Below are 10,545 nucleotides of genomic sequence, written 5' to 3'. Positions count from 1 at the left end.
TACACTTTTAATAACTTCTATAGCAAATGAACAACCTTGAGGAACTAGAAATTCACTTACTGCTGGAAGGAGTATTCCGCCACTACGGGTTCGATTTTCGTAACTATGCCTTGGCTTCTATCAAAAGGAGGATTTGGAATACTATTCGCGCCGAACACCTAAAAAGTATCTCTGGTCTGCAAGAGAAAATCCTACACGAACCTGAATGCTTAGAGCGCTTTCTACTGGGGCTTTCGGTGAATGTCACCTCGATGTTTCGAGACCCCAGCTTCTATCTGGCTTTTCGGCAAAAGGTGGTGCCCCTCTTACGCACCTATCCCTTTATTCGGATTTGGCATGCTGGTTGCTCGACTGGAGAAGAAGTCTATTCAATGGCAATCTTGTTGCAGGAAGAAGGGCTATATCACCGTTGCCGCATCTATGCCACAGATATGAATGAATCGGTTCTGCGTCAAGCCAAGGTAGGCATTTTTCCGCTACACCTGATGCAAGAATACACCCAGCTCTATCTCAAGGCAGGGGGGAAGCGATCGTTCTCTGAGTACTATACGGCTGCTTATGACAATGCAATTTTTCGCGCGACGCTCAAAGAGAATTTGATTTTCTCCCAGCACAATCTAGCCACCGACGCTTCCTTCAACGAATTCAACGTCATCCTATGTCGTAACGTCTTGATTTATTTCAACAACACCTTGCAAGAGCGGGTGCATAAGCTGTTATACGAAAGTTTGGGCAGGTTTGGCATTTTAGGAGTGGGCCATCAAGAATCTCTAAGACTGACGAAATACGAAGATTGTTATGAGGAGTTGGAAAGCCGTGAAAAGCTTTACCGACGGATTAAATAGTCGGCCCCCGCACACCCAACCGTACTTCGAGTTGGTGGTCGTTGGGACTTCTTTAGGAGGGCTAAGTGCCCTAGAACTTCTACTTAAAAAACTACCTGTTACCTTTCCTGCCGCCATCGCGATCGTGCAACATCGACATAAAGACTCCGACACCAGCCTCAGTCAATTTTTGCAATCTTGTAGTGTGTTACCCCTGAAAGACGCAGAAGACAAAGAAGCCATTGTTCCGGGCCAAGTGTATCTGGCTCCCGCTGACTATCATTTATTAGTAGAGGATGTGGGTCGGTTTGCTTTGTCTACAGAGATGCCTGTGTCTTATGCCCGCCCGTCTATTGATGTGTTGTTTGAGTCAGCCGCTGATGCTTATGGGGCACGGGGGATCGGCGTGATCTTAACTGGGTCAGGTCGGGATGGAGCGCAAGGTCTAGCTAGAATCAAGGCCCGTGGTGGCTTAGCCATCGTTCAAGACCCCAAAACTTCCGAAAGTCGGATGATGCCCGAAGCAGCGATCGCAACAACTGCCGTAGACTGGATTTTACCCCTGGCAGATATTGCTCCTCGTTTGATCCATCTTTGTCAGCCTGTCATAAGGTGAGCCCATGTCGTCTGAACCCAAAGTTAATGTTCTCCTGGTTGACGATTATCCGGAAAACCTGTTGGCTTTAGAGGCAATTTTAGAAAGCTTGGGCCAAAACTTAGTCAGGGCGAGTTCCGGCGAAGAAGCCTTACGCTGCCTGCTCCATCAAGATTTTGCGGTGATTCTGCTAGATGTGCAGATGCCAGGGATTGACGGCTTTGAAACTGCCACTTTAATTCGAGAACGGACGCGATCGCAGCATACCCCGATCATTTTCATGACCGCCTTTAGCAGTAGCGATTCCCTGGTGTTTAAGGGCTACTCTTTAGGTGCGGTAGACTACCTACTCAAGCCAGTTAAGCCCGAAATTCTGATCTCGAAGGTTTCCGTTTTCGTTGATTTGTTCAAGAAAACAGAAGAGGTGAAGCGGCAAGCAGCCCAACTAAGTACCATCAATGCTGAGCTGAAGCAAAGTGAAGAACGCTTTCGCTCCCTCAGTGCCTGCTCGCCCGTAGGTATTTTTCTGACGGACATGTCAGGATGCTGTACTTACACCAATCCCCGCTATCAAGTGATTTGTGGTTTGGATGAAGCAGCTAGTTTAGGCGAAGGCTGGTTGCGATCGGTTTATCTAGAAGATCGGCCTCGTGCTGCCCAAGAATGGTTGGCCTACACCAAGAAGGGCCGAGAATATTCTGATGAATTTCGCTTTCAGGCCCCCGATGGCACGATTCGCTGGACCCATGTGCGATCGTCTCCAATGGTTTCAGACCACGGCAAGCTGCTGGGCCACGTCGGCACCATTGAAGACGTGACAGAGCGCAAACAGGCAGAAGAAGCCAGAGCCCAGTTCATGCGCGAACAAATCGCTAGACAAGAAGCTGAGGCTGCCAATCGGATAAAAGATGAATTTCTCGCTATCCTCTCTCACGAACTGCGGACTCCCCTCAATGCCATGCTGGGCTGGGCTCGCCTCCTCCGCACTCGTAAATTTGATGAGGCGACCACAACAAAAGCCCTGGAAACAATTGAGCGGAATGCCAAAGTCCAAGCGCAGTTGATTGAAGACATTCTGGATGTCTCGCGGATTATTCGCGGCAAGCTGCGACTGGTAATTCGTTCCGTTAATCCCATTGGGGTGATTGAAGCCGCAATGGATACCCTGCGTCCGATGGCTGACAGCAAGTCTATTCAGGTTGAAACTAAATTTGACCCGCCAGGAGAGCTAATTTTAGGGGACCCCGACCGTCTCCAGCAGGTGGTTTGGAATCTGCTATCAAACGCGATTAAGTTCACCCCCGAGGAAGGCAAAGTGGAGGTGAGCTTATCCTTTGGTCAAGAGGATATTGGCAGCGACAACGGCCAAGCCCAACCGCAACGTTATGCTCAAATCCAAGTGACTGATACAGGAATCGGAATTAGTCCAGAGTTTTTACCCTATGTGTTCGATCGCTTCCGTCAAGCCGATAGCACCACGACTCGGCCTTACGGTGGTTTAGGCTTAGGGCTGGCGATAGTGCGGCATTTGGTCGAACTGCATGGCGGTACGGTGGAGGCAGCTAGCAATCCAGACGGTCCGGGAGCGCGGTTTATTGTCAAATTGCCGCAAGCAGCCACCTTGATCGACCCGCAAGATGCAGAAGAAGGCTATCCAATGACACATCTTGCGGCTGTAAATACAGACGTACCTTCGCTATCTAGCTTCCGGGTGCTGGTCGTCGATGATGATCCAGACACTAGAGAGTTTTTATCGACGGCCTTGGCGCAATACGGCGCAGAGGTGAACATCGTCTCCTGCGTGGCAGATGCGGTGACAGCCCTCGGCGATTTCAAGCCCAATGTGCTGGTGAGCGATATTGGCATGCCAGACGCAGATGGCTACCAGCTCATTCGCCAAATTCGCAGACTAGAGGCAGAGCAAGGAGGTAATATTCCCGCGATCGCCCTTACTGCCTATACCCGTGTGGAGGAACGCAAGCGCGCGATCGAAGCAGGGTTTCAGATGCACTTAGCGAAACCTATAGAGCCAGGAGAGTTGGTCGCCGCTGTTGCTAAGTTGGTGCAACCAGCCTCGCAGCTTCAAGCTTAAGTTTCGGGGTTGAACTTTTGGGTTTGAACTTGTGGGCCTAAACCTGAGCCCTTAGCTCTGAAATTCCGAATTAAGAGCACAAAGCCGTAGACCAATTTTGGTGGCCACGTCCTGGTTGGCACTTAGACTGTTTGCCAACCCAAACCACTTGCCATTGGCTCCCGATGTCGCTGGGTTGCGGCTGTAATTCCACTCGGTATCTCACACCATTAACCGAATCGTCTTGCCATCCTGTTTGGGTCAGTAGAGCGATCGCTTCCCCAGATTCGGAATAACTAATCTCAAGTTGCTCCAAGCCAAACTTAGATAATGGTTCCGTAGCCCCAAACAACTGAGCCACGATCGCGCTAGGCCGCTGTCCCGTTAGATTTTTGCCATTTTCAGTGAGCTGAGTCAGCACGACAGGACTGTAATCAGCTCTAGAATCTGGAGCGGCTGGTTGAGGCTGAGCGATCGCTTGGCTAATCAAAGGCTGCGGCAACTGAGGGTGCCTAAACTGGGTCGCAACGCCCGTCAGCCCTACAAGAACGCCTGCAAATAAAGCTAGGTGCGTGACTCGGAACGAAGTAAGCATAAGTGGCATGACATAGAGCAGAGCAAGTTGTAAAAGCTCTAGTACTGATAACTACAATTTTTCTGACTGAGGTTCCGGGCAGTTTGGCGCTTGGTCATGCCCTCCGCGTTTACCCATCTGTAAATCTGTGTAACGTTGCATCCAGGCGGCAGAATGACCTTTATGAAATCTTCAGGATAGGTCCTGAGTTGGCCACAGCTCTCGCTAGACGGATATTTTCACGGCTTGACGGCTGAAGCGATTGCCGTAGTTCACGGCTTTTCCAGCAGAAAAAGCAACATTTTAGAGGTTTGACTCAGCCTGAGCCAGAAAAGATAGGTCCGTGTTTCCCCTGATCGTACTTACTGGGGTGCAGAATATTCCCGTAAAACAACGATCCTTTTTATGGAGCGCGATCGCGAGAATGAGTTCAACTCTGATGCAAGGCTCTGTGTGATGACTACTCAATCTTCTCCCCGCTCTCAAGTCATGGAACTCCTGGTTGCTTACCACCAGAACCCCTCCGTCTCGCGTCGCAACCAACTCGTCCGCCTCAACGCTGGACTAGTACGGAAGATTGCTCACCAAGTCAGCCATCAGTGTGCAGAACCCTACGAAGACCTGGAGCAAATCGGCCACCTCGGTCTCATCCGCGCCATCGAGCGCTTCAACCCCTCCCAAGGTTGTGCCTTCAGCTCCTTCGCCGTTCCCTACATTCGCGGTGAAATGCTCCACTTCCTCCGCGATCGCGGCAACACGGTAAAGATTCCCCGTCGCTGGCAAGACTTGCAGAAGGAAGGCCAAAAGGTGCGCGAAGCGTTGATGAAAGAGTTGGGACGGCAACCCCAGGACGCAGAAGTCGCCACTGAGCTAGGCGTCTCCGTCAACGAGTGGAGAGAAATCAAGCTCGCAGGCAAAAATCGCTCCTTATTGAGCTTAGATGCCACGGTTTCCCAGCAAGTAGACTCAACCGTAACCTTGGGCGACATGCTCCCCGATGCCCACTACCAAACCTTGCAGTTACTCGAAGAAGACCGTCAGCAGTTGCAGCGAGCGCTGAGCCAGCTAGAGGACAAGACCAGAGCCGCGATCGAGCTTGTGTACTTCAGCGACTTGTCCCGCAAAGAAGTGGCAGAACGGATTGAGGTCAGCCCGATGACAGTGACCCGACGCATCCAGAGAGGCATCCAGCAGATGGTGGCTTATCTCCAGCCTCAAGAATTGCAAACTGACCCCTAGAATTTAGCTAATCTCAGATTAGCCATCTAAGTTAGCCATAGATTTTCCTACATCAGATCCTCCTGCATCTGCCAGATTGAACTTAATCAATCTGGCATTTTTGTTGCTGCTTGGTTTTCTGGCTTAGCGGGTTCTGACATCGGCGATCGCGTTTCTGGCCATCGAGGCAATGGCGCGATCGGTCGCTTTGGGGAGATGGTAGTATTTGCCGCCTGCGTGCTTGGCTAGCTCTTTGGCGAAACCTGTGGAGATGAACTTGCTCTCTGTGTCGATCACCAGCAGTTGAATTCGCAGGCCGCGAATCTTTCCAGCGATTTCTAGCAGTTCTCCTTTAATGTCGGGCTTCTCGCCTTCCTGAATCGGTTCACCCAGCGATCGCGCTAGCGATACATTGCCGCGACCATCCGTAATCGCCACAATCACCACCTGGCCGATATCCCCCGACTGTTGGGCATTCATGCCGACTCGGACTGCTTGGGTGAGGCCATGCGCTAAAGGAGAACCACCCCCGCAAGGCATGCGATCGAGCCGTTTGCGGGCAGCCGCGATCGAGCGAGTGGGAGGTAGGAGCACTTCTGCCTGTTCGCCTCGGAAGGGGATCAGGGCAATTTGATCACGGTTTTGGTAGGCTTCGGTCAACAACTGCAAGACAGCACCTTTAGCCGACTGCATCCGGTTCAGCGCCATCGATCCAGAGGCATCAACCACGAACACAACTAAGGCTCCAGCCTTCCGAGCTAAGCGTTTAGCCCGAATATCCGGTTGCTCCACAATTACCCGACGGTCGGGTTGACGTTGACGCCGGGCTTTCTGGTAGGGGGCGGCAGCACGTAGCGTGGCATCTACTGCAATCCGTCGGACTTGGCCTCTCGGCAACATCGGTTTGATGTAGCGGCCCCGATCTTCCGAGAAGATAATTGTCCGAGCGCCCGACTTACCCTGCCGATTAGCCGCCATCTGGGCAAAGTAGAGCACAGATGGGTCAAGAATCACGCCTTCGGGGTCAAAGATAAACTCTTCCGGAACGTTGGGCGGTTCTTGCTCTTGCTCTGGTTCGTCCTGCTCTTCTTTTTCTTCCTGCTCGTCCTGGTCTTGCTCAGATTCGTCCTGCGGTTCGTCTTGATTTTGCTGGGGTGGTGGCGGTGGGGGCGCAGGTGGCTCTTCGGGCGGGGTTTGAACGACTGTGGATCGGGGAACAATCACCAGTTCTACAGCTCGCCGCAAATCCTCGGCATTGACGCTGGCTCGACCTTCTAATGCTGCATGAGCCTTGGCGACTCGCACGGCAAACAGTTCTGCTCGGTGGCCTTGCACCCCGCCCCGTAGGGCTTCATTGACGAGGTAGGCAATTTGTTCTGGCTGAATTTGGACATCTTTTAGCCACTCGCGAGCTAAGACAATTTGCGTTCTCAGGCCATCTAAATCTTCGTCGTACTGCTCTAAGAAAGATTGGGGAGAGTTAGCGTACTGAGTGGCTTGGTCTACCGCTTGCACCCGCTCATCAATCCCTAAAACGGCATCCGCAGAGAGAGCGATCGCAATTCTATCCAGCAAGTGCTCTCGTAGCGAACCTTCTTCGGGGTTGTAGGTGGCAATCAGCAATGGCTTGCAAGGGTGCTGGAAACTAATGCCTTCCCGCTCCACTTGGTTGCGCCCTTCGGTCAGGGTGCCTAACAGGAGATTGGCAATTTGGTCATCTAGGAGATTAATTTCATCGACATACATCACCCCTCGATGCGCTTCAGCCAACAATCCGGGCTGAAAAACAGTTTCCCCACGCTTGATTGACTGGCTGACATCAACCGAACCGAGCAAGCGGTCTTCAGTCACACCCAAAGGAATTTGAATGAATGGCGAAGGAATGACTTCGGTGAAGGGGAGCGGCTGACCCCCAATTACAGGCATTTGACCGTTGGTGGCTTCGGCTAGCAGTTGGTCATCCCACTCGCGGGGATTGTTGGGGTCGCAGTTGCAAGCGGAGCCTTTGACGATTTCAATGGGGGGTAACAGGGCGTGAATTGCCCGCGCCATAACTGACTTGGCGGTGCCGCGACGACCTGCAATCACTACGCCACCCAAGCCAGGGTCAATGGCAGCTAGTAACAACGCCATCTTGATGGCTTCTTGGCCCACAACAGCGGCGAGAGGAAAAGCAGTAATCGACGGGTTAGTCAGCGCAGGCATGGTTTCGATCAATAGCGAGTCCAGTGTTTCAGCATAACAAGGAACCGGGGCCAGAGTTCAGGCGATCGCGCTTGATCCTCGACGGAAATTTTGTCTAAATGCTCTCAAATTACTATAAATAAAAAGCGTGGTAGGAATTACTAAACCTAGAGTTAGGGAGTTAATTCTTAATAGAATTACTCGTTCTTAATTGTAGAAAAATTAGTTTTATATTTAGTTGACTGTAGCTTTTACTACTATCTTAATTAACCTCTAACCGAGTCCTGAAAGTCGCTCTTAGCCCTGAAAGTCAATGATTTAGTAACAATTTTTTGCTTCCATCTCAAGAATGATTGCCGATCGCAAAAACTAGTGATAGACTGCGGAGAATTCAATAAGTAAGTTAGCCTAATCCAGCGTCTAAAAGTGCGATCGCTTTATTTAAAGCCGAAAGCTTTAGAGTTAAGAACTGGAGCGGAGGAACCAAAATTTGGGGCTTATCCTGAGCAAGCTTTATTTCTCAAAAGCAGCCAGGGGGGACATCTCTCAGTCCTAGCCCGTCAGCTAACTCCGTCGGCATTGGGAGGAGACTGAAGATCAGCATTTTTTAATCTGGTCTTTTCAGTGTCCTTGGTTGGTATAGCGACGACTTACTTGTACCTGCCTCGACTCTGAGATAAATTCATGCTTCAACTCAATCTTGCTGCAATCGCGGTTGCAGGACAGGTAGCTTGGCGACGAGCTAAACCACTTTTAATTCGAGATACAGTTCTACTGCCCGCACTCGGGTTTTTAGGCATTATCTTGCTGTGGTGGTTGGCAGCCATCTTTAATCCTGACTTAATGCCGACCCCGCCAGAAGCTTTAGTCGCTAATTTGGATTACATTTTGCATCCATTTTATCGGCGCGGCCCAGGTGACTTGGGCATTGGTTGGTTACTCCTAGCTAGCCTACGCCGAGTGATCTTAGGGTTTTTCTTGGCAGCGATCGTAGCGATCCCAATTGGTTTTTTGGTGGGCATGTCTAAGCCCGCTATGATGGCGCTCAATCCGGTGATTCAAATCTTTAAACCTGTCTCACCGCTTGCTTGGTTGCCGATCGCCTTAGCTATCTTTAACTTGGCTGATCCTTCTGCTATTTTCGTTATTTTTATTACCTCTTTATGGCCAACCATTATTAACACTGCGTTGGGTGTTTCTAGCGTGTCCCAAGACTACATTGATGTGGCACGAGTCTTAGAAATGCCTCGTTGGCGGCGCATTACTAAAATCATTTGGCCTGCGAGTCTACCCTATATTTTTACTGGCCTACGGATTAGTTTGGGTATCGCCTGGCTGGTGATTGTGGCTGTAGAAATGCTCACAGGTGGTATTGGGATTGGCTTTTTTGTCTGGGATGAGTGGAACCGCTTGAACTTGAACTCAGTATTCCTCGCGATTTTGGTCATTGGTGTCACAGGATTGTTGCTCGACTACGCCGTTAGCAAGGTAGAACAGCTGGTCACCCATCGCACTACACCGGGCACTAACTTCTAGACCCTCACCAATTCCCCCAGAATTGGGGGCTAGGGGGCGATTTGAGTGGTGACAAGCAGTCGTCAAATAGCCTCTGACCTAATCGCTAAAAACTTTTTCGACTATGAGCGATACATTTGAGCATCAATGGACCCGACGAGATTTTCTTAAGGGGATGGGATCTGCTGCGGTAGGCACGACTCTTGCCTCCTGTAGCATTAGTGGCGATCGCAGTGCTAAAGGTTTAACCGAAGAAGCTTTAGCTATCAAACAGGTAGTTAGACCAGAAGATCTAGAGAAACCAGATCTCACGGTGGGCTATGTGCCCGTGAATGACTGCGCGCCGTTTGCGATCGCCTGGAAAAAAGGCTTTTTCCGTAAATACGGCCTTAACGTGCGACTCAACCGAGAAGCGAGTTGGGCAACTTCTCGCGATGGCATCATCTTTGGCCGTACCGATGCCGCTCCTGTGGTTTCTGGAGCCGTCACTAACGCCCGGATTGGCGCTGAGGGAGCTAGACATGCGCCGCTTTGTGCCGCGATGACGATTCATCGCCACGGAAACGCCATGACCATGAATCGCAAAATGTGGGATGCAGGCATTCGGCCTTGGCGAGACTACAACGGTGACCTAGAAGCCTTTGGCCGTGACTTCAGAAACTATTTTGAGAATCAACCCTCCGAGCAGCGGGTTTGGGCAGTGGTGCTCAGTTCTGCCATTTATGAATACTTTGTCCGCTATCTGGCCGCCGCCGCAGGAATAGACCCGCTAAAGGAATTTCGCGTCATCATTATTCCACCACCGCAGATGGTGAGCAATGTGCGGATTGGGGCAATGCAAGCCTACATGGTGGCGGAGCCGTGGAATAGCCGTGCCATTAGCCCCTTGGGTAAAGGAAAGGAGGGCGTTGGATTTACTTTTGCTCAGGGAAAGGAGATCTGGTTGGGACACCCCGATCGCCTGTTGGGTGTGATGGAATCGTTTATCAACGAAAATCCCAAAACCTACAGATCTTTAGTCAAAGCCATGATTGAGGCTTGCCAGTATTGCAGCAAACCGGAAAATCGGGCTGAAGTTGCTCAACTCATTTCCGAGCGATCGTTTACGGGAGCGAAACCCAAATTCACCCGCCCTGCAATCATCGGGGAGTATAACTATGGTGGTTTTGACGGCAAAGAGCGAATTGATCGTTCACTCGATACCACGATTTTCTTTGATATCCCTGACAACATCCCCAAGCAACCCAACGAACACTCTACCTTCCCGTGGCGATCGCGTAGTATTTGGCTGATGACACAGGCAGCGCGTTGGGGACAAATCAAAGAATTTCCTAAGAACGCCGAAGAACTGGCCACCCAAGGTTGGCGAGCTGATTTATATCGTGAGATTGCTGCTGAAATGGGGATCGCCTCTCCCCAAGAAGATTACAAAGTCGAGTCACCGGAAGTATTTATTGATAAGAAGGGATTTGACCCCAGCGATCCCGTGGGTTATCTCAACAGTTTTGCTATTCGCGCTAACGCACCCCAACGATTTTTTCTCTCTTAAGGTTTTGTTCCTTAC

8 protein-coding genes and 1 riboswitch are annotated in these 10,545 nt (G+C 50.8%); of the genes, 6 read left to right on the top strand and 2 right to left on the bottom strand.

Annotated elements, in window-relative coordinates:
• Window positions 1-26: 26 nt before the first annotated feature.
• From NDA01_RS15095 to NDA01_RS15085, 3 genes are read left to right on the top strand one after another with little or no spacing between them, the layout of a single operon-like run.
• Window positions 27-845: a CheR family methyltransferase gene (locus NDA01_RS15095; RefSeq protein ID WP_190432489.1), complete on the top strand. Its 819-nt coding sequence runs from the start codon at window positions 27-29 to the stop codon at window positions 843-845.
• Window positions 817-1,440, top strand: coding sequence for a chemotaxis protein CheB (locus NDA01_RS15090; RefSeq protein WP_348228571.1), 624 nt, complete (start codon window positions 817-819; stop codon window positions 1,438-1,440). Before NDA01_RS15095 ends, NDA01_RS15090 begins: the two co-directional genes overlap by 29 nt.
• A 4-nt stretch (window positions 1,441-1,444) precedes the next feature.
• Window positions 1,445-3,511, top strand: coding sequence for a hybrid sensor histidine kinase/response regulator (locus NDA01_RS15085; RefSeq protein WP_348228570.1), 2,067 nt, complete (start codon window positions 1,445-1,447; stop codon window positions 3,509-3,511).
• A gap of 70 nt (window positions 3,512-3,581) precedes the next feature.
• On the opposite strand, the gene NDA01_RS15080 is transcribed toward NDA01_RS15085, so the two are convergent.
• On the bottom strand, window positions 3,582-4,094 hold the full coding sequence (locus NDA01_RS15080) for a hypothetical protein (protein ID WP_348228569.1): 513 nt from the start codon (window positions 4,092-4,094) through the stop codon (window positions 3,582-3,584).
• 426 nt (window positions 4,095-4,520) lie between these two features.
• Between NDA01_RS15080 and NDA01_RS15075 the strand changes: the two genes are divergently transcribed.
• A complete protein-coding gene (locus NDA01_RS15075) occupies window positions 4,521-5,303 on the top strand; it encodes an RNA polymerase sigma factor SigF (RefSeq protein WP_348228568.1) in 783 nt (260 codons plus the stop codon).
• A gap of 123 nt (window positions 5,304-5,426) precedes the next feature.
• Here NDA01_RS15075 and bchD read toward each other — a convergent pair whose 3' ends face one another.
• On the bottom strand, window positions 5,427-7,487 hold the full coding sequence (gene bchD, locus NDA01_RS15070; protein ID WP_348228567.1) for a magnesium chelatase ATPase subunit D: 2,061 nt from the start codon (window positions 7,485-7,487) through the stop codon (window positions 5,427-5,429).
• Between the two features lie 414 nt (window positions 7,488-7,901).
• Window positions 7,902-8,060, top strand: a riboswitch (cyclic di-AMP (ydaO/yuaA leader).
• A 90-nt stretch (window positions 8,061-8,150) separates the two neighbouring features.
• On the opposite strand from bchD, the gene ntrB reads away from it, so the two are divergent.
• Window positions 8,151-9,002 carry a nitrate ABC transporter permease gene (ntrB, locus tag NDA01_RS15065; protein ID WP_190432500.1) on the top strand — a complete coding sequence of 284 codons (852 nt, stop codon included), beginning with the start codon at window positions 8,151-8,153 and terminating at the stop codon, window positions 9,000-9,002.
• Between the two features lie 103 nt (window positions 9,003-9,105).
• A complete protein-coding gene (locus NDA01_RS15060; protein ID WP_348228566.1) occupies window positions 9,106-10,530 on the top strand; it encodes an ABC transporter substrate-binding protein in 1,425 nt (474 codons plus the stop codon).
• Window positions 10,531-10,545 lie beyond the last annotated feature (15 nt).

This window comes from Trichocoleus desertorum AS-A10 (assembly GCF_039962155.1).
In the GTDB taxonomy this organism is placed as follows: Bacteria; Cyanobacteriota; Cyanobacteriia; order FACHB-46; family FACHB-46; genus Trichocoleus.
Note: the sequence above shows the minus strand (reverse complement) of the source record. Positions and strands in the feature narration are given on the sequence as shown.

What these genes read in the sequence shown, in the direction of transcription:
- NDA01_RS15080 (WP_348228569.1), bottom strand. Translation starts at nt 4,094, where the DNA reads ATGCCACTTATGCTTACTTCGTTCCGAGTCACGCACCTAGCTTTATTT.
- ntrB (WP_190432500.1), top strand. Translation starts at nt 8,151, where the DNA reads ATGCTTCAACTCAATCTTGCTGCAATCGCGGTTGCAGGACAGGTAGCT.
- NDA01_RS15095 (WP_190432489.1), top strand. Translation starts at nt 27, where the DNA reads ATGAACAACCTTGAGGAACTAGAAATTCACTTACTGCTGGAAGGAGTA.
- bchD (WP_348228567.1), bottom strand. Translation starts at nt 7,487, where the DNA reads ATGCCTGCGCTGACTAACCCGTCGATTACTGCTTTTCCTCTCGCCGCT.
- NDA01_RS15085 (WP_348228570.1), top strand. Translation starts at nt 1,445, where the DNA reads ATGTCGTCTGAACCCAAAGTTAATGTTCTCCTGGTTGACGATTATCCG.
- NDA01_RS15075 (WP_348228568.1), top strand. Translation starts at nt 4,521, where the DNA reads ATGACTACTCAATCTTCTCCCCGCTCTCAAGTCATGGAACTCCTGGTT.
- NDA01_RS15060 (WP_348228566.1), top strand. Translation starts at nt 9,106, where the DNA reads ATGAGCGATACATTTGAGCATCAATGGACCCGACGAGATTTTCTTAAG.